Here is a 25,555-nt window from a genome sequence, read left to right as displayed (position 1 = left end):
GGGCGGATCCGGGCACGCCGATGTGCCCGCGCCCTCGGGCGGGAGCGCGGGCCACGGGCGTCGACGGGGTCAGCCCGCCAGCAGCGCTCCCGCGCCGGGTACCCGGGGGTCGAGGCCGAGCTCGGTGAGGATGCGGTGAGTGGTGGCGGTGGCCGCGGACAGCACCGGGATGCCGATCTCGTCCTGCACCGGCTGGATCGAGGGCAGCGAGGGCATCTGCACACACGCGCTGAGCACGAGCGCCTCGGCCCGGGACAGGTCCAGCTTGCGGTGGTGTTCGCGCAGGTCGGCCGGATCGAGCCGCGCCACAGCGAGGTTGTCGGGGACCTCGAGTGACAGGGAGTCGACGACCTCGACCCCGGCGTCGGTGAGGTAGTCCACGACGGCCTGGGTCAGCGGCTGCATGTACGGGGTGATGATCGCGACCCGGGACACCCCGAGCGCGGTGATCCCCGACAGCAGCGCCCCGGCGCTGGAGACCACCGCGGCCTGCGAGCCCTCGGCGCGCAGCGCGGTGGTGATGTCGTCCTCGGCGGTGCAGTGATACCCCGGGCCCTGCGCCATGATCGCGACCAGGCAGGCGGTGGCGACCACGTCGGGGCGGGCGTCGGCCAGCTCGGCCGCGGCCCGCTTGGCCTCGGCGTTCATCGCGACCAGCTGCTCGGGGGTCACGTGCTGCATCCGGGCCCGCGCGGCGTGGAACACGAACCGTTCCTCGGGCAGGATCTGCTCGCGGGCGGCGAGCATGCGCGGCAGCTCGGTCTCCATCGTCAGGTTCGACGACGGCACGATCATGCCGATGTGGTGGTCGCGGCTCATCGGCGCTCCACCGGGCGCATCTCGGGCACGGTCAGCTCACCGGCGTCGACGATCAGCTCGTCGTCGAGGTACAGGCTGTTGCCGCGCATCGGGATGTCGAAGTGGCACGCGGTGTCGTTCGGGCCGCCGAGCTCGTTGTTCGGGCCGATCGAGAACATCACGTTGCCGTAGAACGAACGCAGCTCCATGCCCATGCCGCCCCCGAACTGGGTCAGCCCGTGCCAGTGCGCCCGCTCATCCAGACCCCACCCGACGTGCGACATGCCGTAGCCGCGCGGGTCGTCGAAGCTCTTGATGTAGCTGCTCAGCAGGTCCGCGTCCAGGCCCGAGGACCCGGCGCCGCCGCGGATGTCGCGGATGAACCCGGCCTCGATGGTGATCTCCACCGGGGTCTGGACGTAGGTGTTGAACGGCAGCAGCACATCACCCGGGGCGAGGACGATCTTTCCGTCGACGCCGTCGTCGGAGCCGCCGGTGAACACGAACGCCGCCGGCCAGTGGTCCCACCGGCCCGGGGTGTCGGTGTAGCCGTACTCCGACAGGGTCGGGTACATCCCCAGCTGGTAGGTCACATCGGTGCCGTGCGGGCTGGTGATCCGCATCGACGAGGCCTTGGCCAGCAGCTCCGCGCCGATCTCGACCCGCTCGCGCAGCTCGGTCGTGGGCATCAGCCGGGCCAGCAGCTCCGGCGGCTCCACCGCGGTCAGGATCCGCGTGCCGGCGTCCTGGATCGCGAACTGCTCAGGGGAGAACAGCAGGAACGTGCAGTCCACCACCATGTCCGCGGCCTTGAGCGCATCCACCGCGAGCGGGATCCGGCCCAGCCCGGAATCCCCGACCGCCCACGCCCCACCCGCACTCGCCGGCGACGGCAACCGCATGTGATACCCGGTCGCGCCCAGCTTCTGGATCGCCCACAGGAACGCGTCCGCGTACTCGGCGCGTTCCCCACCCCGGGTCAGCACCACGACGGTCTCGCCCTCGTGCACCCCGGACAGCGTCAGCTGCTGCAGGCAGATGTCGTTGAACAGGTTCTGGTCCATCACGACCACCTCCGTCTTCTCGATTATTAATCCGAGCACGTACTATCCGGGTACGCAAGACCTGTGGGCGCACGAAACCCGGTCGTCACCCGCGCGGAGTCACTCCGGGGTGCTGTCGCAGACCGAGGAGAGCGCGCGGCCGAGTGCCGCGCGGTGGAGTTCGTCGAGGTTCTCCGCCTGCGCGACGGCGGCCTGGGCGAGCGCCGCCGGGCAGTCCTCGTGCGCCCGGGCCGGTGCGGCACCCTTCAGCGCCGTGACCAGCTCGTCGCCGATCCGGTCCAGGTCCGGCCGCACCTGGGCGAGGTCCGGGCGGTCGGCGGGCCTGCTGTCCGGCCGCTCCTCCCACTGCCGGAGCAGGCCCTCCTGCACCTGGGTGCTCGCCGCGATCTGGTCGGCGACGACGCGCGCGACCCACTCGGGATCGACACCGTCGCGGGTCGCGTCGGCGCGGGCATCGGCGACGACGGCCGCCTCCCGCTCGGGGTCGGTCACGGCCCGCCCGGTGTCCAGCTTCGCGGCCGCCACCCGGTCGGAGACGACGGCCCGTTCCGCGGCCAGCTCCACGACCCGGGTCAGCGCGTCGGCCGGGGCCGCCCCCTCCGGGCCCTGGGTCAGCGGAGCCGGCTGCTCACCGCACCCGGTGAGCAGGACCAGCGCGACCGCGAGCCCGGCGGTCGGAGCGACGGCACGACGGCCGCGGCGCAGCAGGGACGTCCCGAGCCCGATCACGCCCGCGACCCTACGTCGCCGCCCCGTCCGGCCTCCCACGACCGGCCGCGTGCACGGGCCCACCGGGTGCGCAGGCCTGCCGAACGCGCAACCCACCGAGCGCACGGACAGTCCGAGCACGGATCGCACCCGCCGAGATGCAGCACAGCGCGAATAGTCGATCTCCGTGGAGCGCTGAGCCGCATCTCGGCAAGGTAGGGCCGCCGCTCGCGGCACGGCGCGGCACGGCACGGCACGGCGGGGCACGATGCGGCGCGGCGCGGCGGGCAGGCAGGGCGGGTGGCCGGGACCGGCGGGCGGGGCAGGGCCGGGCCGGCGGGCAGGGCGCGGCACGAGCCGTCCGCGACGGGTCGCGCCGCGCACGGCCGGGCGCGATGCTGGCCGTCGTGGACTCGACGGTGATCCTGGAAGTCGCCCTGAACGGCACGACGACGCGGGAGCGGAACCCGCACGTGCCCCGCACGCCGGACGAGATCGCCGAGCAGGCCCTCGACGTGCTCGGGCGGGGCGCCGCGATCGTGCACAACCACAACGACGAGCCGATGTTCACCCGGGACGGCGTGCACGCCGTCGAGCCGTACCTGGACGCGTGGACCCCCGTATTGGCCCGCCGTCCCGACGCGCTGCTCTACCCGACGATGGCGGCCGGTGCCCGGGACATCCCGGTGCAGCGGCGCTGGGCGCACGTGGAGGAGCTCGCCCGGCGCGGGATGGGTGGCATGACCCTGGTCGACCCGGGCTCGGTGAACGTCGGCCTGCTCGAGGACGGGACGTGCCCGGCGGCGGCCGCGTCCGAGCCGTACCAGAACTCCTACGCCGACACCGAGTACATGCTCGCCCGGACCGCCGAGCTGGGTGCCGCACCCAGCATCTCGATCTTCGAACCGGGCTTCCTGCGGACGGCGCTGTCCCTGCACCGGCACGGGCGGGTCCCGCCGGGGGCGATCGTGAAGCTGTACTTCGCCGACCGGCTCCAGTTCGGGCTCCCGCCGACCCCGGCCGCCCTGGAGGCCTACCTGGAACTGCTCGAGCCGTCGGGGCTGCCCTGGTCGGTGGCCGTGCTGGGCGGCGACGTCGTCGGGTCCGGGCTCGCCGAGCTCGCGGTGCGCCGCGGCGGGCACCTGCGGGTCGGCCTCGAGGACTTCGCCGGTGCCGGCACACCGTCGAACCGGGAGTTGCTCGACGGGGCGCTGCGGGTGCTCGACCGGCTCGGCGCGAGCCCTGCGGAACCGGCCGCAGCGCGCGAGATCCTCGGCATTCCACCCGTCCCCGGCAATTCCTGATCAGACGTCTCCCAATTTCCCCGTACCCGCATCCGGAACGTCGAAACACGATTCCGCGGGAAACAATCGGCCGGAAACACGGAACCGGGGGTGTGCCCCGTTCGGGACACACCCCCGGTGTCATCTCTGCTCACCCGGTACGGACCGGTGACCGTTCCGGGCCGGACAAAGCCGGATCGGCACGGATCACCTGGTCAGAACCACACTTTTCGACCGCCCACGGGGCGGCCGACCGCACCGAGGATCAGCATCACGACACCGATGACGAGCAACAGCCCGCCCAGGTAGTAGAGCAGCGTGATGCCGGTGAACGCGCCCACCAGCAAGAGGATCAGACCAAGGATGATCATTTTTCGAACTCCCTCCCAGGAATGTGGGAGAAAGCTACCGCGTGATCCGGAACCGCGCAGCGCGACGATCGAGAACGCCGACCGGAATGCCCGCCGGGAACGTCACCCGCGGGTGGCGAGACCCCGCGCCGAGGTGGCGTGGTCCAGCGCGATCGCAGCCGCCCCGCGCAGGACGCCGTCGGCGCCGTGCGCGGCGTCGCGCACCGGTGGCGGCGCGGACCGGCGGAACGCCATCAGCCCGGCCCCGTAGGCGACGTCGAAGGCCTCCGGCGCGGCGGCCCGCAGCGCGGGTGCGAGCCCGGAGAGCACCACCACCTCCGGGTCGTGCGCGTTGACCAGCCCGGCCGTGCCGCGGGCGAGCGACGCGGCCGCCGCCGTCACCGCCGCCGCCGCGCCCGGCTCGCCGCCGACGGCCCGGTCCAGCACCGTCCGGGTGTAGCCGTACGGGTCGTCGGGCTCCGGTTCACCGAGCAGCCGGGCCAGCGCCCGTCCGTCGGCCCCGTTGTTCCAGCACCCCCGGGCCCCGCACGCGCACGGTAGCGCCGGGTCGCCGAAGGGCAGGTGCCCGAACTCCCCGGCCGCGCCCCGGGCACCGGTCTGCGGCCGCCCGCCGAGCAGCAGGGCACCGCCGATGCCGACCTCCACGGTGAGGAACAGCGCCGTGCCGGCTCCCGCGGCCGCCCCGTCCCGCACCTCGGCGACCCCGGCCAGGTTCGCGTCGTTGCCGACGAGCACCGGCAGGCCGTGCCCCGCGCCGATCCGGCGGACGTCGAGTGGGCTCCAGCCCTGCCCGGCCCCCTGGGCCAGGTGCTCGTCGACGACCGTGGCCGCCACCCCGATCCCGGCCGCGACGACCGGGCCGTCGTGGGCCGCGACGAGCTCGCCGACCACGGTGTCGAGCTCGGCGGCGACCGCGTCCGGGTCGCGGCGGGCGTGCCGGCCGGTCCGTACCGCGGCCGGCACCCCGTCCAGCCCGGCCACGCCGGCCCGCCAGCCCTCGAACCGCACGTCGACGGCCACGACCGCGGGTCCGCCCGGCGCCGGCACCAGCCGGGTGGTGGGCCGCCCGCGCCCACCGCACGGCGCCCGCTCCTCGGTCACCCAGCCCAGCTCGCGCAGCCGGCCGGCGATCTCCGTGGCCGAGCCGCTGGCCAGGCGCAGCCGCCGGGCCAGCTCGACCCGGGTCAGCCCCGGCTCGCGGCGGACCTCGGCGAGCGCCTCGGCGGTCGCCCGCCAGCGGTCGGTCTCGGCCCGACCGGGACGTGAACCGGCTGACACCGAGCCCATCTCGTTTGACACCTCCGAGCCTGCGCTCCTTATCCTCGTGGCGCGATGAAAATTATGCCGACGCGCCCCCGTCACTCTCCCACCCCCTCCCCCACGACCGGCCCCACCACCGGGGGCGCCGGTCCGGCCCTGTTCGCCACCGCGCTGGGCGGGCTCGCGATCGGCACCACCGAGTTCGCCTCGATGGGCCTGCTGCCGGCGTTCGCCGCGGACCTCGGCGCCTCGGTGCCCCAGGCCGGGACCGCGATCAGCGCCTACGCGCTCGGCGTCGTCGTCGGCGCGCCGGTGCTCGCCGTACTGGGCGCCCGGTGGCCCCGCAAGCACCTCGTCCTCGCCCTCGCCGCCGCGCTGGCGCTGTTCAACGTCGCGTCGGCGTTCGCCCCGACGTTCGCGACGTTCGTCGGCACCCGGTTCCTGGCCGGGCTGCCGCACGGCGCGTACTTCGGCGCGGCGTCGGTCCTGGCGGCCTCGCTGGTGCCCCGGGAGCGGCGCCCGCGGGCGATCGCGACCGTGATGAGCGGGCTGATGATCGCGAACATCGTCGGCGTGCCCGGCGCGACCTGGCTGGGCCAGGCGGCGGGCTGGCCCGCGGCCTACCTGGCGACCGGCGCGATCGCCGCCCTGACCGTGCTGGCGGTCTGGCTGCTGGTGCCGGACGTGCGCGACCCGCACCGCGGGTCGATCCGCGGCGAGCTCTCGGCACTGCGCCGCGGCCAGGTGTGGATCACGATGGCGGTCATCGCGGCCGGGTTCGGCGGCTCGTTCGCCGTCTACAGCTACATCACCCCCGTGCTGACCGAGGTGTCCGGACTCGCCGCCGCCGCGGTCCCGGTGGCGCTGGCCGTGTACGGCATCGGCATGACGCTGGGTAACCAGATCGGCGGCCGGCTGGCCGAGCTCGCCCCGATCCGGACGATCGCCGTCGGGCTCGGGGCGGCGGCGGTGTCGATGGCGCTGTTCGCGCTGACCGCGGCCTCGGCGGTCGCGGCCCTGGTCACGCTGTTCGCGCTGGCCTTCACGACGACGGCGACCACGCCCGCGCTGGCCACCCGGCTGATGGACGCCGGGCGGGAGGGCCCGACGCTGGGCGCCGCGCTGCACCACGCGGCGTTCAACGTCGCGAACGCGATCGGCGCAGCACTGGGCGGCGTCGTGCTGGCCGCGGGCTGGGGCCTGACCGCACCGGCCGCCGTCGCCACCGTGCTGCCCCTGCTCGGGCTGGCCGCGCTGTTCGCGGCGGTGCGGATGGAGCGGTCCGAGCGCCGCCGCGACCTCGCGCTCGCCGCCTGAGTCACCGGGGCAGCAGCCCGTCGCCGAACCTGCTGTCGGTCACGTCACCGTCGGGAAGCCGATCTCCGGGCTTATCGTTGCATAAGGCAACGATCGCGCTGTGGCGATCACGACGGGAACGCTCGCGACAGCGAGGAGGGCGACCATGACCACGGCGACCACCGGTGCACCCGCCGGTTCGGGGTCCGCTGCACCGATCCGCTCCGACGTCGAGGAGCTCCTCGACGCGCTCGGGGCCAACCGGGACCGGGAGGCCCTGGTGCACGGCGGCCGGCGCCGGACCGCGGGAGAGGTCGCGGACACCGTGCACCGGATCGCGCACACCCTCGACGACCGGGTCCGGCCCGGCACGATCGTCGCGCTGCTGGCCGGGAACTCCCCCGAGGCACTGATGGCACGCTGGGCGGTGAACCTGCTCGGTGCCGGTGTCACCCAGCCGCACGCCGGGTTGTCGGCCGCCGCCCAGGCCCGGATCCTCGACGACGTCGAGGCCGATCTCGTGCTGGCCGACACCCCGTCCGCGGTCGACGTGCTGGAGCGGGCCCGGCCGGTCGAGGCCCGCGCGCTCGTCTCCGACGTGCTCGCCTCGGCCGCGGGCGCCCCGGCCGGCCCGGTCCGCGGCCGGGCCCGCGCCGGTGACGTCGCCCAGATCCGGCACACCGGCGGCACGACCGGGCACCCGAAGGGCATCACCTACACCTTCGGTCACCACCTGCGGTCGGCGGAGGTCCGCCGGATGCTGTCCGGCATGGCCTCGGGGCCGGCCCGGCTGCTGGTCGCCACCCCGATCGCGCACGCCGGCGGCGGGCTCGCCGACCGGATCCTCGCCGGGGGCGGGACCGTGGTGCTGCAGGACCGGTTCGACGCCGGGGACTTCCTCGCCGCCGTCGAACGCGAGCGGATCACCCACGCCTGGCTGCTGCCCCCGCTGCTGTACCGGCTGCTCGACCACCCCGACCTGGACCGGACCGACCTGTCCTCGCTGCGCACGGTGATCTACGGCGGGGCGCCCGCCGCCCCGCGCCGGATCGCCGAGGCGCACCGGCGGATCGGCCCGGTGTTCACCCAGTTCTACGGCCAGACCGAGGCCGGAGGCATCAGCGTGCTCACCCCGGACGAGCACGACCGGCCGGAGCTGATCGGCACGGTCGGGCGGGTCGTGCCCAGCACCGAGATCGCGATCGTCGGCGACGACGGCGCCCGGGTGGGCCCCGACGAGCGCGGCGAGCTCTGGGTGCGGACCGGTACCGAGATGGACGGCTACTGGAAGCAGCCGGAGCTGACCGCGGGGACGATCGTGGACGGCTGGGTGCGCACCGGGGACGTGGCCCGCCAGGACACGGACGGCTACCTGCACCTGGTGGACCGGGTGAAGGACATGGTCGTCGTGGTCGGCGGGCACGTGTACACCTCGGAGCTCGAGGACACGCTGATGGAGCACCCGGGGGTGCGCCACGCCGCGGTGTTCGGCGCCCCGGACGGCGACGGCACCGAGGCCGTGCACGCCGCCGTCGTCGCCGCCGATCCGGCGCCCTCGGCCGCGGACCTGGCCGGGCTGGTCGCCGACCGGGCCGGGGACATGTACGTGCCGCGGGAGATCAGCTTCGTCGACGAGCTGCCGCTGACCGGCATCGGCAAGACCGACAAGAAGCGGCTGCGGGCCGAGCTCACCGGCTGAGCCCGGCCGGGCTCTCGCGCCGGGCCGCCGGCGCGCGCCGGGCCGGGCGCAGCGCCCGCACCGTGACGGCGAGCTGGCCGGCGACGGTCGCCACCCCGAGCGGGACGTGCAGCCCGAGCAGCCCGGCGTGCCCGATCGCGACCTGCGCGGTGTCGGCGACGACCAGTGCCGCGCCGGCCGCGATCGGCCAGGCCGGCATCCCGCCCGGCCAGGTCGCGAGGACGGCGAGCGCGGTCTGGATCATCGCGACCAGGATCAGCGAGCCGCCGACGCCGCCGTGGCCCTCGAGCGCGTAATCGACGGCGTCGAGCAGCGCCCCGGCGAGCCCGACCTGGGTGAGCACCAGCAGCCCGTGGAACACCGCCCACACCCGGAACGGTGCCGTCGCGAGCGACCTACCCATGGTCGCCGCCGGCCAGGATCGGGGGCACCTCGGTGGTCCCCGGCGGTGCGACGACGAACTGCCCCATCATCCCCTGGTCCTCGTGGTAGAGCAGGTGGCAGTGGTACATGTACGGCGTGGCCGGGTCGGCGTGCCTGCCGAAGCGCAGCACCAGCCGGGTGGTCGTGCGGGGTGGCACGTAGACGGTGTCCTTCCAGGTCCGCAGCTCCGGCGGGACGGCCCGGCCGCCGGCCTCGATCACCTGCCCGCGGGCGTCGTGGACGTGCAGGTTGTGCGGCCGGGAGTGGACGTTCGTGAGCTCCCAGACCTCGGTCGCCCCGGCTGGGACGACCTCGTCGACACGGCTCATGTCCATCGTTCTCCCGTTGATCGTGTTGTTGCCGAGCTCGAAGCGGCGCACGGTCGTGGCCGTCGCCGGGTCCGGGCCCGGGTCGTGCGGCAGCGCGGCGGGCAGCGGCGGGGCCGGTTCGAGCTCGGCGGCGGGCCGGATCTGCAGCACGTCGAGGGTGTCGAGCGCGCCGATCGACCGCTCGTTGCCGGACACGGCGCCGAGGTCCTGGGGCAGCGAGCGCAGCACCACCGGGCGCGCCGGTTCGAGGTCGAGCAGCACCTCGGCCCGCTCGCCGGGGGTGAGCAGCACGTCCGGGACCGGCCGCGGCGCGGCCAGCAGGCCCGAGTCGGTGCCGGCGAGCACCAGCGGGCGTTCGTCGGAGCGGGCGAACCGGTAGCAGCGGGCCGAGGAGGCGTTGAGCAGCCGCAGCCGGATCCGCGCGGTCGTGGCCACGTGGTACGGCGCGACGGTGCCGTTGACCAGCAGGGTGTCCCCGACCAGGCCGTGCGCGTTGCGCCGGGTCTCGTCGAAGGAGCCGTCGGCGGTGAACACCCGGTCGGTGACGACGACGGGCAGGTCGTCGACGCCGTATCGGTGCGGCAGCGGGCCGCCGGCACCGGCGGCGTCGTCGATCAGGAACAGTCCGGCCAGCCCGCGGTGCACGTGCCGCTCGGTGTGCCCGTGCGGGTGCGGGTGGTACCAGAGCGTCGCGGCCGGCTGCTCGATCGTCCACTCCGGACTCCAGGTGGCGCCGGGCTCGATCGGCTGGTGCGGGCCGCCGTCCATCACGGCGGGCAGGGTCATCCCGTGCCAGTGCGTGGTCGTGGTCTCGGGCAGCCGGTTGGTGACGTGCACGCGGACCCGCTCACCGCGGGCGGCGCGCAGTGTGGGCCCGCCGAACGGCAGGTCGTAGCCCCAGGTCGGGGTCCGGGCTCCGGCCAGGAAACCGCTGTCGCCGGGGGCCGCGGTCAGCCGGAACGTCCGCACCCCACCGTCCGAGGTGGACGGTGCGAGGGGCGGGATCGCGAGCGGCCGGGGCGCCGGGGCCGGGCGCGGCGCGGACTCCGGCAGCGTGGCGCAGGACTGGAGCAGGATCCCGCCCGCGGCGGCGCCCGCCCCGGCCAGCACCGAGGCCAGGAAACCCCGGCGGGTGAACGCTCTGCTCATGGCATCGAGCTTCGCCGGGCAGCCGGTACCGGCACATCGGCGCCCGGACGTCACCCGTGCCTACGCGTCTCGACGTAGTCCCCCGGGCCGGGCCTCGGGGACACGCCGCAGGGTCTCGGGGTCCGGCCCGGGGTTCGTCGCTCAGCGGCGGGTGCCGGCCAGGCCGGTCTCGTGCGCGATCACGACCAGCTGCACCCGGTCCCGGGCGTCGAGCTTGGTCAGCAGCCGGCCCACGTGCGTCCGGGCGGTGGCCGGGCTGATCACCAGCTCGGCGGCGATCTCGCCGTTGGTGTGCCCGCGCCCGACCAGCGCCAGCACCTCGCGTTCCCGGCCGGTCAGCACGGCCAGCCGGTCGCGCGCGGGCGGCGCGGCGGGCCCGTGCCGGGCGAACTCGGTGATCAGCCGCCGGGTCACCGACGGCGCGAGCAACGCCTCCCCGGCGTGCACCAGGTCGATCGCGCGCAGCAGCGCGGCCGGTTCGGTGTCCTTGAGCAGGAACCCGCTCGCCCCCGACCGCAGCGCCCGGTAGACGTACTCGTCGAGGTCGAACGTGGTCAGCACGATCACCCGGGTACCGGCCAGCTCCGGGTCGCCGGTGATCTCGGCGAGGGCGTCGAGGCCGTCGGTGCCGGGCATCCGGATGTCCATCAGCACCACGTCGGGGCGGGTCCGGCGGGTCCCGCGCACCGCCTCGGCGCCGTCGGACGCCTCCGCCGCGACCGCGTAGCCGTCCTCGGTCTCGAGCAGCACGCGCAGCCCGGCCCGGATCAGTGGCTGGTCGTCGGCGAGCAGCACCCGCACCTCATCCACCGTTGCCGTTCCTCTCGATCGCGTCGCCCGCGGTCCGCGCACGGAACCCGCGGACGCGCACCCGATCGGGTGCGCGCGGCCCGGTCCGGTGCGCGTTCCCGGGGGTGCCGGGCGGTACCGGCAGCTCGGCGTCGACGGTCCAGCCGTCGGTACCGGGGCCCGCGGTGAGGCGGCCGCCGAGTGCCTCGGCACGCTCGGTGAGGCCACGCAGGCCCTGCCCGGCCGGCCGGTCACGACCGCCGGCGGGCGAGGCCGAGGCGCCGCCGTCGTCGCCGACCCGCAGCCGCAGCCGGTCCGCGGTCCGCTCGAACGACACCCGCACCTCGCAGGCGTGCGCGGCGTGCCGGACCGTGTTCGTCACCGCCTCCCGGACGATCCCGAACGCGGCCCGGTCCACCTCGTCGGGCAGCGCACCGGCCTCCCCGGTGACGGTCACGACGAGGCCCGCGGCCCGGGCGGCACGCACGACCTCGTCGAGCCGGTCGAGCCCGCCGACCCGCTCGCCGCCGTCCACAGCGTCACTGTCCGGGTCGCCGCCGGCCGGGTCGCCGCCGGCCGGAGCACCGTCGTGCGGGTCGCCGTCGTCCGGGGACCGCAGCAGCGCGAGGGTGCTGCGCAGCTCACGCAACGCGTCGCCGCCGGCGTCGCGGATCCGTTCCAGCGCCGCCACGGCCTCCTCCGGCCGACGGGCCGCCACGTGCGCGCCGACACCCGCCTGCACGACGATCATCGACAGGCTGTGCGAGACGACGTCGTGCACGTCGCGCGCGATGCGCAGCCGTTCTTGTTCGACCCGGCGGGCCACCTGTTCCTCGGTCCGTTCGGCGGAGGCCTGCGCCGCGCGCCGGACCGCACCGACCGCCACCCCGAGCGCGACGGTGACGGCGATCCACGAGTAGTGGTCCAGGTGCACCTCCACCGGTGGGGCGATGAGCAGCTGCTCGGTGCCCGTCCAGACCACCGTCACCAGGACTCCGGCCAGCAGCGCCCGCTGCCACGGCACCCGGCTGGCGACGGTGTAGACGGCGACCGCGACGAGCAGCGCCGCCGGCCCGTCGGGGTGGTCGAGCCAGTAGTAGACCGCCGTCGGCGCCATGACCGCGGCCAGCACCGGCATCGGGTACCGGGACCGCCAGCACAACGCCAGGGCGGCGAGCCCGATCAGCACCACACCCCAGGGCAGCAGCGGACGCCCGGACGGATCCCCGAGCAGGGCGCCCACCACCGCGACGACGGCCACCACGAGGGCCAGGAGCACGTCGCGCAGGCTCGGCATAGGCCGCAGGCTACGCAGCGCGGGCGGGTCCGCGCGTCAGCGCGCTGACGTAGCCGAGCGCTGCCGGACCGCCTCGAACAGCACGACCGCGGCCGCGATCGAGGCGTTGAGCGAGTTGACCGTGCCGTGCATCGGGATCACCACGGTGGTGTCCGCGGCGTCGAGCCAGGCGTCGGTGACCCCGGTGGCCTCGGTCCCGACCACCAGGGCCGACGGCCCGGCGAGATCGGCACGGGCCAGCTCGGTGGACCCGGCCGGCGTCGTCACGAACGTCCTGATCTCGTTGCGGCGCAACCAGTCCACCACCTCGGTGGTGGTCGCCGAGGCGACCGGGACGGCGAACACCGTCCCCTTGGACGCCCGGACGACGTTCGGGTTGGCGAAGTCGGTGCCCGCCCGGTCCGCGGTGGCGATGACCACGGCGTCGGCACCGCAGGCCTCCGCGGTGCGCAGCATCGCGCCGACGTTGCCGGGCTTCTCGATCCCCTCGGCGACCAGCACCAGCGCGTCCGGGCGCAGGACCAGATCGGCGAGCGGACGGCCCGGCGCGGGGGCGACGGCGAGCCAGCCGTCCGGGGACTCGCGGTAGGCGATGCGGGCGAACACCTCACGGCTCACCGACGTCGCGCGGGCCCCGGGCATCCGGTCCAGCAGCCCCCGGTCGCGCACCAGGTCGGGGGCCCAGTAGACCTCGGTGGGGCGCACCCCGGCGTCGAGGGCCAGCGCCAGCTCGTCGTGCCCCTCGATCAGCGTGACGCCGGCGGCGTCGCGGTGGCGGCGGGTGCGCAGCCGGACCAGGTTCTTGACGCGCGGGTTGGCGGTGCTGGTCAGGTCGGGCACGTCGACGAGCCTAGGCGGCGCCGTCCGCCCGGCACCGGACCGGTTCAGCCGGTGTCGGCCCGGGCGCGGGTACGGACCGCCAGCCAGGTCGCCGTCGTCACCGTGACCGCGGTCAGCGCCAGCAGCGGCCACACCAGCTCCCCGACGGTGACGAACGCGGTCGCCAGGTACGGCGTGGCGAACCCGAGGTAGGCGGCGGTGTAGAACAGCCCGTTCGCGGCCCCGCGCCCGGACGCCGGGGCCAGCCGTCCGACCAGCGTCAGGCCGGCGTTCAGGCACAGCCCGCCGCCGGCACCGAGCAGGATCCCGGCCACGGCGACCGTGCCGATCGACGGTGCGGCCGCGGCGAGGGTGCCCGCCGCGAACCCGAGCGCGCCGATCCCGGCCCCGACCGGGGCGGTCCGCGGGCCGAGCCGGTGCGCGAACGGCTGCACCAGCGTCCCGGTGCCCAGGGTCAGCGCGGCGAGCAGCCCGGTGAACGCGACCAGCCCCGACGCGCCGGGCAGCAGCAGCGGCAGCACGGTCACCGAGACCGACGGGAACGCATAGACGCACACCGCGGTCGGGACGACGACCCGGACGAAGGTGCGCCGGCCGAGCGCGTCCAGGCCGGGGCGCGGCAACAGCCCGCGCGGCTCCCCCGTGGACGGTGGGGCGCCGAGCCCGACGACCAGCAGGACGGCGAGGGCGGCGGGCACCATCAGCGCGACGTGCACCAGGTAGGGCAGCGTCAGCGGCCACGGCCCGTAGGTGGCGAGCAGCCCGGAGACGAGCGGGCCGATGCAGAACCCGGCGGTCTGTGCGACCGACGCCGCGCGGGCCGCCCGCGCCGCGCCGGCGGTCCCGGCCAGGTCCTGCAGCCAGGCGCTGCCCACCGAGAACACGGCGCCGGAGGCGAGCCCCTGCACGAAACGGGCGGCGAACAGCAGCCACAGCGCCGAGCCGGCACCCAGGAACAGCAGCGACGCCCCGACGGCACCGACCGCGGCCGGCAGCAGCACCCGCACGCGTCCGAAGCGGTCCGAGGCCGGGCCGCCGAACAGCAGCGACGGGGCGAGCCCGAGGGCGTAGACGCCGAACACCGCGGCGAGGGTGCTGGCCGCCAGGTCCAGCTCGACCCGGTAGACCAGCAGCAGCGGTACCGGCACGTTGGTGCCGAACGCCGTCACGAACAGCAGCCCGCAGGCCACCCACCACGTCCGGGCGTCCCGGCCTCCGTCCTGCACCACCGCATCGTGTCAGGCCGGAGTTACTCCGGGGTAGCCTCCCCGGTGCCGGACGGAACGGATGCGAGGGAGTGCAGCGGATGGGCGAGCCGACGAACATCGCGGTCGAGGTGGCGGACGGGGTCGCCCGGCTGCGGCTGGACCGGCCGGAGGCGGCGAACGCGCTGCACGAGCCGATGTGGTTCGGGCTCCGCGACACGATGCGCGAGCTCGACGCCGACCCGTCGGTCCGGATCGTGGTGATCAGCGGCAACGGGAAGCACTTCTGCTCCGGGATCGACCTCGCGATGCTGGGCGGGCTGCAGCAGACCGCCGCGGACCCCTCGCCCGGCCACGGCGCGGAGAAGCTGCGCCGCACGATCCTCGACCTGCAGGACTGCCTGACCGCGATCGAGCGCTGCCGCAAGCCGGTGATCGCCGCGGTGCACGGCGTCTGCCTCGGCGCGGGCCTGGACCTGGCCGCGGCGTGCGACCTGCGCTACGCGACGGCCGACGCGTCGTTCGTGCTCAAGGAGGTCGACATGGGGCTGGCGGCCGACGTCGGTGTGCTGCAGCGGCTGCCGCGGATCGTCGGCGAGGGCGTCACCCGGGAGCTGGCCTACACCTGCCGCCCGGTCCCCGGCATCGAGGCGAAGGAGCTGCGCCTGGTGAACGGCGTGTACGACGACGCCACCGCCCTCGAGGAGGGGGTGTCGGCGCTGGCGGCCCAGCTGGCCGCCAAGTCGCCGCTGGCGATGCGGGGCAGCAAGTACGCGATCACCTACGCCCGCGACCACTCGGTCGCCGACGGCCTCGACCAGATCGCGACCTGGAACAGCGGCACGCTGATCTCGGCCGATCTGCAGGAGGCGGTCACCGCGCACATGGAGAAGCGCCCGGGCGTGTACCGGGACTGAGGGACGCTTGCGGAGCGAACATCGGCACCGCGACGCTCGCGGAGCGCACATCAACACTGCGCGACGACCGCGGACCGTACATCGGCGCCGCGCGATGCCCGCGGAGCGGACATCGGCGCTGATCCCCCGGTACACGCCGGTGGGCCGGGCCGGGGACGGGTGACCGTCCCCGGCGTCAGGTGCCGGCCGAGGTCAGGCCTCAGACGCCGGCGGTTCCCGCTCGCCGCGCGCTGCCGCCGACCTTGCGTTCGACGGCGGCCGCGAACCGGGCAGCCTCCGCCTCGGCCGCGATGCGGCGGGCCGCCTTGTCCGCAGGCTCGGTGTCCGGCACGCCGACCCCTCCGGGCCGCTCGCTCGCGGTGCCGGCGAGCTGCTTCGCCTTCGCGCCCTTCTTGCCCTTCTCGGCCTTCTTGGCCGGGTCCTTCTTGTCCTTCTTCGCGGCGTCCTTCTTCCCGGACTTCGCCTCGATCCGGACGGCCTGCTCGGCCTCCTTCTCCTCGGCGCGGCGGGCCTTCTCGGCAGCCTTCTTCGCGGCCTTCGCGTCGGCCTTCTTCCCGGACTTCTTCTCCGCCTTCTTACCGGCCTTCTTGTCGCTCTTCTTGTCGGACTTCTTCTGGGCCTTCTTGCCCGACGTCGTGTCGCCCTCGTCGGACTTCTTCCCGGCCTTCCCCCGACCGGCGCCGCCCTCGGAGCCACCGGCCTGACTCACGCCGTCGGTCGCACCGCCCACGGCGTGGGTGAGGACCCGCGCGGCCCGCTCGGCGCGATCCGCGGCCTGCTCGGCCCGCTCGGCCGCGCGCTCCATACGTGCCGCAACGGGGGCGCCGTTGTCCGTCGTGCCACTGGTCTGCGATGCCATGCGCGTTCCTCTCCTCCTCCACCGGGAGGCGACCGCGGCGACGGCGGCGGCCGTCCGGAGGGGCCCGGACGCCGGACGCCGGTCGGCGACGCGTTCGCCGTCCGGTGCTGACCTACTCGATACCGACCGGCTCGATACCGAGCGACTCGGTACTGACCTTCTCGATGCTGACCGACCGGTACCGACCTACTCGGTGATGCTGAGCTGTTCGCTACCGACCGGCTCACTGTGGCACGACCGACCACCCGGTGGCCGGAAGGTGGTGTGCAGGGACGTGGTGTGCAGGGAACTCGGCAGGGGTTCCCCGGGCTCCGGGCCACAAACACCCGAGAGGATCACCGGCGACGGTCCCCGGTGTGTGACGTGATGCAGCCCGTGACGGGCCGATGAATCGCGCCGAGCCGGATCGGGTACAGCTTCCGCATGTCTCCGATCCTGCACGTGGAGCTGGCCGCCCAACCCGACGCGGCCGTGCGGTCCCGCAGGGTGACCGGACGGTGGCTCACCTCGCTCTGCGGGGGTGAGCAGCCCTGCGCGACCGCACAGGACCTGGTACTCGCGGTGAACGAGGCCGTGTCCAACTCTGCCGAACACGCCTATGACGGCGACCCGTCCGGTGTCGTCGTGCTGCACGGGACCGCCGAGGGCTCCTCGGTCCGGCTGCAGGTCTCCGACCACGGCCGCTGGCGGGACCCACCGGCCGACCCGGGATTCCGCGGCCGTGGCCTGAACATGATCGAAGCGATGACCGAGGAAGCCCGCGTGGACCACGGCCCGGACGGGACCACCGTGTCGTTCTGCGGAACGCTCGGGCGGTGCCCGGGGGCATGCACTGGGTCGCGTCAGTTCTGACTCGAACGACCGGTCACGAGCCGGGGCCGATGAAGAGTGCGAGAACTCCGGCTGTGGAACCGATCGTCGCCACGACGAGCGAGAGAAGATTGAAGCGCGCCTGTGACCGATTCTCGGGACGCGTCGTTCCAGTTGGGGCCCGGGGCGACTCCAGGGGGACGGTCCGCGCAGCAGTACGGTCATCGCTCCAGGTCACCCGGAAAGCGTTCTCCGGATTAGCGAGATTGAGCGCGTCGAGCAGTGCGGCGCGCTTCCCTCGGGAATGAGAAACGAACACTCCGCAACCGCGGAGCTTGCCGTAAGAATCTCGACTACAGGGCCCGTTACGCCCCTGAAAGTCACAGACAGTGTTCTTGAAGAAGAGGTACCAGAAGACCAGGAAGGCAACTTCGAAAGCGACCACGCCGATCGTTCCCGCCTCGGGAAGAACAACGACGTAGAGGACGACACCGACCACGATCAGCCACGGGAGTTGCCGCCAGTTCGTCCACCGGCCTCCGGATCGCGACCGACGACGCTTTCTTGAACGACGACTCGACACCACCCACCGCCTTCGAGTCCATCCAGACCGGCGAAACAAGCTTACGCAATCAGCAAGAGAACAACGGTGAGCCAAAGGACCTCCTCCAGGCCCCGCCCGAGCCCCACAGAACGAGCAATCGAGTGAGTTGCAGGCCTGCAACTACTTCGATCGAGGCCCATTGATGCCGATGGCCTTCAGTTGGTCTTCTCGACAAGCCCATCCGCTGGCCACGAATCCGCGTCACGTGTCTGAATTCGAGCCAAGCGGTCCGCTTGTCGCGGCAAGCCGACCGCTTGGCTTTCGATCATGAAAACGAACATTTGTTCGACTAGAATCGATCTCATGGACAACTGGTCGACACGCAGCGACGAGGACCTGCTCCTCGCCCTGGCCGACCACCAGCGTGCCCTGAACCAGGCCATGGCCTCCCTGTACGCCCTCGTCGCCGAGGTCGACCGCCGCGCCCTGGCCACCGGCGCCGGGGCTCGCGACACCGCGGAACTGCTGCGCAGCACCCAGAACATCTCCCGAGCCACCGCCCGCGACCGCGTCGGTGCCGCCGCCGACGTCGAACCCCGGGTCCTCGTCGGCGGGACCATCGTCGAACCCCGCCTACCGATCCTGGCCCGCGCGGTGCACGAGCACGCCGTGTCCGCCGAGCACGTCCGCGTCATCCGCCAGGTCCTCGCCGAGCTCCCGCCGCACCTCGACGCGCACCGGCAGGACCTGGAGACCCAGCTCGTGCGCTACGCCCGGCTGCTCGACCCCGACGCCGTGCGCACCATCGGCCGCCGCGCCCTGGCCGTACTCGACCCCGACGGACGCCGCCCCCGCACCCCCACACCCACCCGCAACCGGCTCACCCTGCGCCCGCTGGGCGACGGCACCGAGCTGCGCGGCTGGCTCGACACCGAATCCGCCGCCCTCCTGCGCACCGCGCTGTCCCCGCTGACCGCCCCCGTCCCACCGGTACCCGGCGACCCCGCCGATCCCGGCAGGCGCGACGAACGCAGCACCGCCGAACGCAACGGCGACGGACTCACCGAACTGGCCCGGCGCCTGCTCGCCACCGACACCCTCGGTACCGAAGCCACCGAAGCCGTGCGCGTGAGCGTCACCGTGCCGCTGGAGACCCTGCAGAACCGCAGCGGTGCCGCGCTGCTCTCCTTCGGTGAGGGCGGACTGGCCGCGGCGATCGACGCCCAGACCGCGCTGCGCCTGGCCTGCGACGCCCGGGCCGTCCCGATCGTGCTCGCCGCCACCGGCGAGCCGCTGTTCGTCGGTCGCGAGCTCCGCTTCGCCAACCGAGCCCAGCGCCGCGCACTGGCCCAGCGCGACGGCGGATGCGCCTTCCCCGGCTGCGAGACACCGCCCCAATGGTGCATCGCCCACCACATCGACCACTGGGTCGACGGCGGGCCGACCGACCTCACGAACCTGGTCCTGCTCTGCGGATGGCACCACCGCGTCATCCACCAGGGCGACTGGACCATCAGCATGGACGGCGGGTTCCCGCTGTTCCACCCACCGCCCTGGATACCTGGCGGGCCACGCCGCAACCCGCTGCACCGGCCCGACCTCGTTGCCGCCGCAGTGGTTCCGCGACCCCGACCACCCACCGAGTGGATCCCGGAGGTGGCTCGTGCCTAGTCGCGCATCGTCACGGCTGCGTCCGCGCACATGTCGGTGCCGGCAGCAATTGCGGTGTCCTCGGTGCCGCCGGTCCGCGGAGCCGGTACGTACCGGCCCTCGCTCCGGGCCGCCTCGCTGCCCGGGTGCGGCCAGGAGGCGTCCGCATGACGGATGCTGTTCTCACTCATACGGCCAGGGTGACCGGGCCGGGTCTCCGGACGGCGGAGCACAGACGTCCTGCCGGTTACGTCCCGGTTTCGGCTCGCCCGAGCGGTCCGGCCACGTACCGCGTCCCGGCCGTCACGACCTCGCGGACCAGCGGCACGCCGGGCCGGTAGGCGAGGTGCACGTGCGACGGCGCGGCCAACCGCACGAGGTCCGCCCGGCGGCCGGGCGTGACGGCGCCGACATCGCTGCGGCGCAGGGCCGCGGCCCCGCCCGCGGTGGCCGCGTGCACCGCCTCGCCCGGACTCAGGCCCATGTGCCGCACCGCGAGCGCGACGCAGAACCCCATGGCGGTGGTGAACGAGCTGCCCGGGTTGCAGTCGGTGGCCAGCGCGACCGTCGCGCCGGCGTCGATCAGGCGGCGCCCGTCCGCCCACGGCGTGCGGGTGCTGAACTCCACCCCGGGCAGCAGCGTCGCCACGGTGCGGCTCCCGGCGAGTGCGGCGACGTCGGCATCCGAGAGGAACGTGCAGTGGTCCACCGAGGCCGCGTCCAGCTCGACGGCCAGCCCGACACCGGCGCCGGGGCCGAGCTGACCGGCGTGTACCCGCACGCCGAGGCCGTGGTCGCGGCCCGCGGTGAGCACGGCGCGGGACTCGTCGGCGTCGAACGCGCCGCGCTCGCAGAACACGTCCACCCAGCGCGCGTGCGGGGCGCACGCGTCGAGCATCGGCCCGCGGACCAGGTCGACGTAGTCGTCGCGGCGTCCGGCGTACTCGTCCGGGACGACGTGCGCACCGAGGTAGGTGGTCTCGGGGGTGAAGCGGCCGGCGATCTCGCACGCGCGCCGCTCGTCGTCGACGGTCAGGCCGTAGCCGCTCTTGCACTCGAACGTCGTGATCCCGGCCGCGAGCATCTCCCCCGCCAGGCGCGCCACACCGGCACCGAGCCGGCCGTCGTCGGCGGTGCGCGTGGCCGCGACCGTGGTACGGATGCCGCCTGCGGTGTAGGGCCTGCCGGACGTGCGGGCCGCGAACTCCGCGGAACGCTCGCCGGCGAAGACCAGGTGGGCGTGGCTGTCGACGAAGCCGGGCACGGCCGCGTCCCCGCCCCACGAGACCCGGTGGTCGGCGGCGGGCGCCCGCGCAGCCGGCCCGACCCACACGATCCGGTCGCCGTCCACGACGACCGCGGCGTCGGGCAGCACGCCCAGCGGCGAGCCGTCCCCGATGCCCGGGTCGTTGGTGACCAGCTCGCCGATGCCGGTGTAGAGCACGGTCATGGTCGCTCCGGCAGCCCGGCGGCCCGCGGACACGAGTCCAGCAGCTCCGCCGTGATCGCCGCGAGCCGGCCCGCGGCGTCCGGGACGCCCAGGTGCCTGCCGTCCCGCACGACCACCCGGCCGTCGACGACCACATCGGTCACGTCGGCCGCGCTCGCGGCGAACACCGCGGTCTCCGCCGCCGGTCCCCCACCCGCGGTGCGGACCGTCCCCAGGTCGATCGCGACCAGGTCGGCGCGGGCCCCGGGAGCGATCCGGCCGGCGTCGGGCCGGCCCAGCGCCCGGTGGTCGGCGGCGCAGCCCAGCAGCGTCGCCGCGTCGAACAGGCCCCGCTGCCGGCGGTGCAGCCGCTGGTCCAGCTCGAGGGCGCGGGCCTCGGCCAGCAGGTCGATCACTGCGTGCGAGTCCGAACCGAGGCAGCACGCGACGGGCGGCTCGGCGAGCAGTTCCGGGGCCGGCCCGACGCCGTCGCCGAGGTCGCGTTCGGTGGTCGGGCAGAAGCAGACCCCGGTGCCGGTGGCGCGCACCAGTTCGATGTCGGCCTCGGTCAGGTGGGTGGCGTGCACGGCGGTCGTGCGGGGCCCGAGCACCCCGGTGTCGTGCAGCAGCCCGACCGGGGTGCGGCCGTGCACCGCGCGGCAGCGCCGCACCTCGTCGACCTGCTCGGCGACGTGCACGTGCAGCGGCGCCTCGTGCGCCGCCGCCCACCCGGTGACGGCGGCGGTGTGCTCCGGCGGCACCGCCCGCACCGAGTGCAGCGCAGCCCCGACCAGCACACCGTCCACACCGGACAGACGGGCGTGCAGTGCGTCCACCCGGGACGCCCAGGCGTCCCCGGACCCGTCGCCGAACCGCAGCTGCTCCGGGCGCAGCGGCGCTCCGTCCACGTCGGAGGCGAGGTAGCAGGTGTCGAGCAGGGTGAGCCGGATCCCGGCGGCGCGGGCCGCGTCGGCCAGGGCGAGTCCCATCGCGTTCGGCTCGGCGTAGCGGGCGCCGTCGCGGTCGTGGTGCAGGTAGTGGAACTCGCCGACGCCGGTGACCCCGGCCAGCGCCATCTCCGCGTACACCGCGGTGGCCAGCTCCCGGTAGGTGTCCGGGTCGAGCCGCCGGGCGACGTCGTACATGAGCTCGCGCCAGGTCCAGAACGTGCCGCGCCCGGTCTGGGCGCGCGAGCGCAGCAACCGGTGGAAGGCGTGCGAGTGCGCGTTCGCGAGCCCGGGCACGACGAGGCCGCGCAGCACGGGGATCCCCACCGGGCGCGGCGTTCCCGGCTCGACCCGGGTGATCCGGCCGTGCTCGGCGGTGACCAGCACGTCGTGCTCGACGGCGCCGGCCCACAGGTGCTCGCACCACCAGGCGGTCGTCACCGGCGCTGCCCCATCGGGACCCGGATCCCGTGCTCGGCGGCGACCCGCAGCGCGTCCGGGTAGCCGGCGTCGGCGTGGCGCAGCACCCCGGTCGCGGGGTCGTTGGTGAGCACCCGCTCCAGCTTGGCCGCGGCGAGCTCGGTCCCGTCGGCGACACAGACCTGGCCGGCGTGCAGGGAGCGGCCGATGCCGACGCCGCCACCGTGGTGGATCGACACCCACGAGGCCCCCGACGCGGTGCTGACCAGCGCGTTGAGCAGCGGCCAGTCGGCGATGGCGTCCGAGCCGTCGCGCATCGCCTCGGTCTCGCGGTACGGGGAGGCCACCGACCCGGCGTCGAGGTGGTCGCGGCCGATCACGATCGGCGCCGAGATCTCCCCGGCGGCGACCAGCTCGTTGAACCGCAGCCCGGCCCGGTGCCGTTCGCCGTGGCCGAGCCAGCAGATCCGCGCGGGCAGGCCCTCGAACGCGACCTTCTCCCGGGCCATCGTGATCCAGCGGCGCAGGCTCTCGTCGGCCGGGAAGAGCTCGAGCACCGCGCGGTCGGTGACGGCGATGTCGGCCGGGTCGCCGGACAGCGCCGCCCACCGGAACGGGCCGCGGCCCCGCTCGAACTGCGGGCGAATGTAGGCGGGCACGAACCCGGGGAACGCGAAGGCCCGCGCACAGCCGCCGCGGCGGGCCTCGTCGCGGATCGAGTTGCCGTAGTCGAACACCTCGGCACCGCGGTCGGCGAACCCGACCATCGCCTCGACGTGCGCGGCCATCGACGCGCGGGCCCGCGCGGTGAAACCGTCCGGGTCCGCGGCGGCCTCCGCGGCCCGGTCCCCGACGGCCGTGCCGATCGGCAGGTAGGTCAGCGGGTCGTGGGCGGAGGTCTGGTCGGTGACGACGTCGATCGGGGCCGCGCGGCGCAGCAGCTCCGGGACGACCTCCGCGGCGTTGCCGACGACGCCGATCGACAACGGCCGCCGCGCGTCCCGGGCCACGGTGGCGCGCCGCAGGGCGTCGTCGAGGTCGTCGGCCCGTTCGTCGAGGTAGCGGTGCGCGAGCCGGCGCTCGATCCGGGCCGGGTCGGCCTCCACACAGAGCGCCACGCCGCCGTTCATCGTGACGGCCAGCGGCTGCGCCCCGCCCATCCCGCCGAGCCCGGCGGTGAGCGTGACCGTGCCCGCGAGGGAGCCGCCGAACCGGCGGCGGGCCACGGCGGCGAACGTCTCGTAGGTGCCCTGCAGGATGCCCTGGGTGCCGATGTAGATCCACGACCCGGCGGTCATCTGGCCGTACATGGTGAGCCCGGCGGCCTCCAGCCGCCGGAACTGCGACCAGTCGGCCCAGTCGCCGACGAGGTGGGAGTTGGCCAGCAGCACCCGCGGCGCCCACTCGTGGGTGCGCAGTACCCCGACCGGCTTGCCGGACTGGATCAGCAGGGTCTCGTCGCCGGCGAGCTCGCGCAGGCAGCCGACGATCGCGTCGAACGCCGCCCAGCTGCGCGCGGCCCGGCCGGTGCCGCCGTAGACGACCAGGTCCTCCGGACGCTCGGCCACCTCGGGGTCGAGGTTGTTCATGAGCATCCGCAGCGCGGCCTCCTGCGGCCAGCCGCGGCAGCTCAGCCCGCTGCCCCGCGGGGCGCGTACCGCTGTCGGCACCATGACGGTCTCCCTCCGGTCACCGGCCCAGTGCACGCCGTCGTCCCGGCGGCGATCCAGCACCGCGCGGCCCGCTGTGTCCGGGATCCGAGACACCCCGGGCCTACGCTGGGCCCCGTGACCGGGAGCAGCACCTCACCGGCGGTGGGCCGGGCGCTCGACGTCCTGCTGTTCCTGGCCGCGCGCCCCGGGCCGGTCCCCGGCGCCACCCTGGTCCGCGAGCTCGGCATCCCGCGCTCGTCGGCGTACCACCTGCTGGCCGTGCTCACCGAGCGCGGCTTCGTCGTGCACTACCCGGACCAGCGGCGCTACGGGCTCGGGGTGGCCGCGTTCGAGATCGGCAGCGCCTACCTGCGCCACGACTCGCTCGAACACCTCGGGCGACCGCTGGCCCGCCGGCTCGCCGCCCGCACCGGCGAGATCGCCCACCTCGGCATCCTGCACGGCGCCGACACGCTCTACCTGGTCAAGGAGCGCCCCGCCCGGCAGCAGGCGCCGCTCGCGCTCGTCACCGACGTCGGGGTGCGGCTGCCCGCCTCGCTCACCGCGAACGGGCGCTCGATCCTCGCCCACCTGGGTGCCGCGCAGATCCGGGCGCTGCTCGGGCCGGCGCTGGTGACCCGCACCGAGCACGGTCCGGCCACGCTCGCGCAGCTGCGGTCGCTGCTGGCGGCCGAGCGGCGACAGGGCTACGCGCAGGAGGACTCGATGATCACCGAGGGCCTCCGGTCGGTCGGTGCGTGCGCCTTCGACCACACCGGCACCCCGGTCGCCGCGTTCAGCGTGACCCGCCGGATCGACGGGGCCGGGGCCCCGGCCGCGGAGATCGCCGAGCTCGTGCGGACCGCGGCCCGGCTGCTGACGCGTGCGATGTCCGGCACGGCGCCGGTGGACTGGTTCTGACAGGCGGCAGCACCACCGACGGCGCGGTCGCGCCCTGGCAGGATCGAGCGGGTGATCACGTCGCCGAGGCCCCGGGGCTGGACCAGTTCGCTGCACCGTGTCGAGGGTCGTCCCGTCCTGCGCTGGGAGGGCGACCGTGCGTGGCGGTCGGTGTCGAGCGGGGTCCTCGGCGGCGGGCTGGGGACCAGCCGCTGGGTCCTGAACGCGACGGTGCCCACCGACTTCGACGACGACGAGCCCGCCGCGTACCTCGCGCGGCTGGCCGCGTCGGTGGGGCTGGCCCCGGAGGCCGGGGTCGGCCTGCTCACCGCGGTCGAGGTCGACACGGCCGCCGTGACCGTCGCCCGGCCCGGGGTGACGATGTCGGTGACGACCGGGGTCGGGCAGCACGCCCTGTGGCCGGCGGTCGAGGACGCCGCGGTCGGCGAGCGCTGCCGGGCCGGAACGGTCAACGCGGTGGCCTGGCTGGACCGGCCGGCCACGCCGGAGGCGCTGGTCAACGGCGTGATCACGGTGACCGAGGCGAAGGCGCAGGCGTTCCTGGAGGCCGGGATCGACGGGACGGGTACCTGCACCGACTCGGTGACGCTGCTGTGCCCGATCGCCGCCGACGGCGAGTACAGGGACGAGGAACCGACCCGGTACCTGGGCACCCGCTCCCCGGTCGGGCAGGCGCTCGCGGCGGCGGCCCACGCCGCCGTGACGACCGGCCTGGCCCGGGAGCGTGCCGCCTTCGCCGCGTCGGACGGGTGACTAGCTGTGTGATCCGGAGAGGTTGGTGACGCGGTCGGCTGGTGCGTGGCCTCGGATTCCGGTGTGGGGTCGGTGGAAGTTGTACCAGTCGAGCCAGTCCCCGAACGCGACCTGGCGTTCGGTCTCGGACTGATACGGCTGG

25 protein-coding genes and 1 pseudogene are annotated in these 25,555 nt (G+C 74.7%); 8 read left to right on the top strand and 18 right to left on the bottom strand.

The window, feature by feature from the left end; all coding sequences use genetic code 11:
* Positions 1–69 precede the first annotated feature (69 nt).
* The 3 genes from BM093_RS08975 to BM093_RS35835 all read right to left on the bottom strand — a co-directional run bounded on the left by BM093_RS08975 (position 70) and on the right by BM093_RS35835 (position 2,591).
* Positions 70–819, bottom strand: a complete 750-nt coding sequence (locus BM093_RS08975; RefSeq protein WP_093340220.1) for a maleate cis-trans isomerase family protein — start codon at positions 817–819, stop codon at positions 70–72.
* Positions 816–1,862 carry a 2,5-dihydroxypyridine 5,6-dioxygenase NicX family protein gene (locus tag BM093_RS08970; protein WP_093340544.1) on the bottom strand — a complete coding sequence of 349 codons (1,047 nt, stop codon included), beginning with the start codon at positions 1,860–1,862 and terminating at the stop codon, positions 816–818. The genes BM093_RS08975 and BM093_RS08970 overlap by 4 nt, the downstream gene beginning before the upstream one ends.
* 99 nt (positions 1,863–1,961) lie before the next feature.
* On the bottom strand, positions 1,962–2,591 hold the full coding sequence (locus BM093_RS35835) for a chorismate mutase (RefSeq protein ID WP_177238350.1): 630 nt from the start codon (positions 2,589–2,591) through the stop codon (positions 1,962–1,964).
* A gap of 386 nt (positions 2,592–2,977) precedes the next feature.
* Between BM093_RS35835 and BM093_RS08960 the strand changes: the two genes are divergently transcribed.
* A complete protein-coding gene (locus BM093_RS08960; RefSeq protein WP_245773403.1) occupies positions 2,978–3,874 on the top strand; it encodes a beta-keto acid cleavage family enzyme in 897 nt (298 codons plus the stop codon).
* Positions 3,875–4,068: 194 nt separating this feature from the next.
* Here the strand turns inward: BM093_RS08960 and BM093_RS35830 are convergent, their stop codons facing one another.
* Positions 4,069–4,224 (bottom strand): hypothetical protein, encoded by a 156-nt coding sequence (locus BM093_RS35830; protein ID WP_093340210.1) that lies wholly within the window; start codon positions 4,222–4,224, stop codon positions 4,069–4,071.
* A gap of 102 nt (positions 4,225–4,326) precedes the next feature.
* Positions 4,327–5,511: an ROK family transcriptional regulator gene (locus BM093_RS08950; protein WP_093340207.1), complete on the bottom strand. Its 1,185-nt coding sequence runs from the start codon at positions 5,509–5,511 to the stop codon at positions 4,327–4,329.
* Positions 5,512–5,565: 54 nt separating this feature from the next.
* On the opposite strand from BM093_RS08950, the gene BM093_RS08945 reads away from it, so the two are divergent.
* Both BM093_RS08945 and BM093_RS08940 read left to right on the top strand, forming a co-directional pair.
* Complete coding sequence (locus tag BM093_RS08945) at positions 5,566–6,801, top strand: MFS transporter (RefSeq protein WP_093340205.1); 1,236 nt, start codon at positions 5,566–5,568, stop codon at positions 6,799–6,801.
* 145 nt (positions 6,802–6,946) lie between these two features.
* Positions 6,947–8,479, top strand: a complete 1,533-nt coding sequence (locus tag BM093_RS08940) for an AMP-binding protein (protein WP_093340202.1) — start codon at positions 6,947–6,949, stop codon at positions 8,477–8,479.
* Here BM093_RS08940 and BM093_RS08935 read toward each other — a convergent pair.
* From BM093_RS08935 to BM093_RS08910, 6 genes are all read right to left on the bottom strand, one after another.
* Positions 8,469–8,882 carry a hypothetical protein gene (locus BM093_RS08935; protein ID WP_093340200.1) on the bottom strand — a complete coding sequence of 138 codons (414 nt, stop codon included), beginning with the start codon at positions 8,880–8,882 and terminating at the stop codon, positions 8,469–8,471. The two genes, BM093_RS08940 and BM093_RS08935, sit on opposite strands and share 11 nt — an antisense overlap.
* Entirely contained in the window at positions 8,875–10,380 is a 1,506-nt protein-coding gene (locus BM093_RS08930) for a multicopper oxidase family protein (protein ID WP_093340197.1), read from the bottom strand. The genes BM093_RS08935 and BM093_RS08930 overlap by 8 nt, the downstream gene beginning before the upstream one ends.
* 141 nt (positions 10,381–10,521) lie before the next feature.
* Complete coding sequence (locus BM093_RS08925) at positions 10,522–11,190, bottom strand: response regulator (protein ID WP_093340194.1); 669 nt, start codon at positions 11,188–11,190, stop codon at positions 10,522–10,524.
* Complete coding sequence (locus tag BM093_RS08920; protein WP_093340192.1) at positions 11,183–12,466, bottom strand: sensor histidine kinase; 1,284 nt, start codon at positions 12,464–12,466, stop codon at positions 11,183–11,185. The genes BM093_RS08925 and BM093_RS08920 overlap by 8 nt, the downstream gene beginning before the upstream one ends.
* A gap of 36 nt (positions 12,467–12,502) precedes the next feature.
* Positions 12,503–13,306, bottom strand: coding sequence for a TrmH family RNA methyltransferase (locus BM093_RS08915; RefSeq protein ID WP_093340542.1), 804 nt, complete (start codon positions 13,304–13,306; stop codon positions 12,503–12,505).
* A gap of 44 nt (positions 13,307–13,350) precedes the next feature.
* A complete protein-coding gene (locus BM093_RS08910; protein ID WP_177238349.1) occupies positions 13,351–14,532 on the bottom strand; it encodes an MFS transporter in 1,182 nt (393 codons plus the stop codon).
* A gap of 80 nt (positions 14,533–14,612) precedes the next feature.
* Between BM093_RS08910 and BM093_RS08905 the strand changes: the two genes are divergently transcribed.
* Positions 14,613–15,428 (top strand): crotonase/enoyl-CoA hydratase family protein, encoded by an 816-nt coding sequence (locus BM093_RS08905; protein ID WP_093340188.1) that lies wholly within the window; start codon positions 14,613–14,615, stop codon positions 15,426–15,428.
* Between the two features lie 199 nt (positions 15,429–15,627).
* Here BM093_RS08905 and BM093_RS08900 read toward each other — a convergent pair whose 3' ends face one another.
* Positions 15,628–16,287, bottom strand: a complete 660-nt coding sequence (locus tag BM093_RS08900; RefSeq protein WP_143105306.1) for a hypothetical protein — start codon at positions 16,285–16,287, stop codon at positions 15,628–15,630.
* A gap of 423 nt (positions 16,288–16,710) precedes the next feature.
* Here BM093_RS08900 and BM093_RS08895 point away from each other — a divergent pair, with 423 nt between their 5' ends.
* Entirely contained in the window at positions 16,711–17,139 is a 429-nt protein-coding gene (locus tag BM093_RS08895; protein ID WP_093340184.1) for an ATP-binding protein, read from the top strand.
* A gap of 13 nt (positions 17,140–17,152) precedes the next feature.
* On the opposite strand, the gene BM093_RS35030 is transcribed toward BM093_RS08895, so the two are convergent.
* On the bottom strand, positions 17,153–17,596 hold the full coding sequence (locus tag BM093_RS35030; protein WP_143105305.1) for a hypothetical protein: 444 nt from the start codon (positions 17,594–17,596) through the stop codon (positions 17,153–17,155).
* Between the two features lie 408 nt (positions 17,597–18,004).
* Between BM093_RS35030 and BM093_RS08890 the strand changes: the two genes are divergently transcribed.
* The gene (locus BM093_RS08890) at positions 18,005–19,312 is read left to right on the top strand and encodes an HNH endonuclease signature motif containing protein (protein ID WP_177238348.1); all 1,308 of its coding nucleotides are present in this window, start codon (positions 18,005–18,007) and stop codon (positions 19,310–19,312) included.
* Here the strand turns inward: BM093_RS08890 and BM093_RS35825 are convergent.
* From BM093_RS35825 to hutU, 4 genes are read right to left on the bottom strand one after another with little or no spacing between them, the layout of a single operon-like run.
* A complete protein-coding gene (locus BM093_RS35825) occupies positions 19,309–19,482 on the bottom strand; it encodes a hypothetical protein (RefSeq protein ID WP_177238347.1) in 174 nt (57 codons plus the stop codon). The two genes, BM093_RS08890 and BM093_RS35825, sit on opposite strands and share 4 nt — an antisense overlap.
* A gap of 56 nt (positions 19,483–19,538) precedes the next feature.
* Positions 19,539–20,741, bottom strand: coding sequence for an imidazolonepropionase (gene hutI, locus BM093_RS08885; RefSeq protein ID WP_093340540.1), 1,203 nt, complete (start codon positions 20,739–20,741; stop codon positions 19,539–19,541).
* On the bottom strand, positions 20,738–22,108 hold the full coding sequence (locus BM093_RS08880; protein ID WP_093340177.1) for a formimidoylglutamate deiminase: 1,371 nt from the start codon (positions 22,106–22,108) through the stop codon (positions 20,738–20,740). The genes hutI and BM093_RS08880 overlap by 4 nt, the downstream gene beginning before the upstream one ends.
* A complete protein-coding gene (hutU, locus tag BM093_RS08875) occupies positions 22,105–23,760 on the bottom strand; it encodes a urocanate hydratase (protein ID WP_093340538.1) in 1,656 nt (551 codons plus the stop codon). Before hutU ends, BM093_RS08880 begins: the two co-directional genes overlap by 4 nt.
* Positions 23,761–23,874: 114 nt before the next feature.
* Here hutU and BM093_RS08870 point away from each other — a divergent pair, with 114 nt between their 5' ends.
* Together BM093_RS08870 and BM093_RS08865 are read left to right on the top strand one after the other, a co-directional pair.
* Entirely contained in the window at positions 23,875–24,660 is a 786-nt protein-coding gene (locus tag BM093_RS08870; protein WP_093340175.1) for an IclR family transcriptional regulator, read from the top strand.
* Between the two features lie 51 nt (positions 24,661–24,711).
* On the top strand, positions 24,712–25,413 hold the full coding sequence (locus tag BM093_RS08865; protein ID WP_245773402.1) for an adenosylcobinamide amidohydrolase: 702 nt from the start codon (positions 24,712–24,714) through the stop codon (positions 25,411–25,413).
* On the opposite strand, the pseudogene BM093_RS35025 reads toward BM093_RS08865, so the two are convergent.
* A pseudogene (locus BM093_RS35025) lies at positions 25,414–25,555 on the bottom strand (integrase core domain-containing protein); the annotation flags it as partial.

The sequence above is a fragment of the Pseudonocardia ammonioxydans genome, assembly GCF_900115005.1.
Classification (GTDB): Bacteria; Actinomycetota; Actinomycetes; order Mycobacteriales; family Pseudonocardiaceae; genus Pseudonocardia; species Pseudonocardia ammonioxydans.
This window is presented reverse-complemented; position numbering and strand designations above follow the sequence as displayed.

Bases quoted from the DNA above. Each gene is read 5' to 3' on its own strand.
- BM093_RS08975 (WP_093340220.1), bottom strand. From the start codon at position 819: ATGAGCCGCGACCACCACATCGGCATGATCGTGCCGTCGTCGAACCTG.
- BM093_RS08970 (WP_093340544.1), bottom strand. From the start codon at position 1,862: ATGGACCAGAACCTGTTCAACGACATCTGCCTGCAGCAGCTGACGCTG.
- BM093_RS35830 (WP_093340210.1), bottom strand. From the start codon at position 4,224: ATGATCATCCTTGGTCTGATCCTCTTGCTGGTGGGCGCGTTCACCGGC.
- BM093_RS08950 (WP_093340207.1), bottom strand. From the start codon at position 5,511: ATGGGCTCGGTGTCAGCCGGTTCACGTCCCGGTCGGGCCGAGACCGAC.
- BM093_RS08945 (WP_093340205.1), top strand. From the start codon at position 5,566: ATGCCGACGCGCCCCCGTCACTCTCCCACCCCCTCCCCCACGACCGGC.
- BM093_RS08940 (WP_093340202.1), top strand. From the start codon at position 6,947: ATGACCACGGCGACCACCGGTGCACCCGCCGGTTCGGGGTCCGCTGCA.
- BM093_RS08935 (WP_093340200.1), bottom strand. From the start codon at position 8,882: ATGGGTAGGTCGCTCGCGACGGCACCGTTCCGGGTGTGGGCGGTGTTC.
- BM093_RS08930 (WP_093340197.1), bottom strand. From the start codon at position 10,380: ATGAGCAGAGCGTTCACCCGCCGGGGTTTCCTGGCCTCGGTGCTGGCC.
- BM093_RS08920 (WP_093340192.1), bottom strand. From the start codon at position 12,466: ATGCCGAGCCTGCGCGACGTGCTCCTGGCCCTCGTGGTGGCCGTCGTC.
- BM093_RS08905 (WP_093340188.1), top strand. From the start codon at position 14,613: ATGGGCGAGCCGACGAACATCGCGGTCGAGGTGGCGGACGGGGTCGCC.
- BM093_RS08900 (WP_143105306.1), bottom strand. From the start codon at position 16,287: ATGGCATCGCAGACCAGTGGCACGACGGACAACGGCGCCCCCGTTGCG.
- BM093_RS08895 (WP_093340184.1), top strand. From the start codon at position 16,711: ATGTCTCCGATCCTGCACGTGGAGCTGGCCGCCCAACCCGACGCGGCC.
- BM093_RS08890 (WP_177238348.1), top strand. From the start codon at position 18,005: ATGGACAACTGGTCGACACGCAGCGACGAGGACCTGCTCCTCGCCCTG.
- BM093_RS35825 (WP_177238347.1), bottom strand. From the start codon at position 19,482: ATGAGTGAGAACAGCATCCGTCATGCGGACGCCTCCTGGCCGCACCCG.
- hutI (WP_093340540.1), bottom strand. From the start codon at position 20,741: ATGACCGTGCTCTACACCGGCATCGGCGAGCTGGTCACCAACGACCCG.
- hutU (WP_093340538.1), bottom strand. From the start codon at position 23,760: ATGGTGCCGACAGCGGTACGCGCCCCGCGGGGCAGCGGGCTGAGCTGC.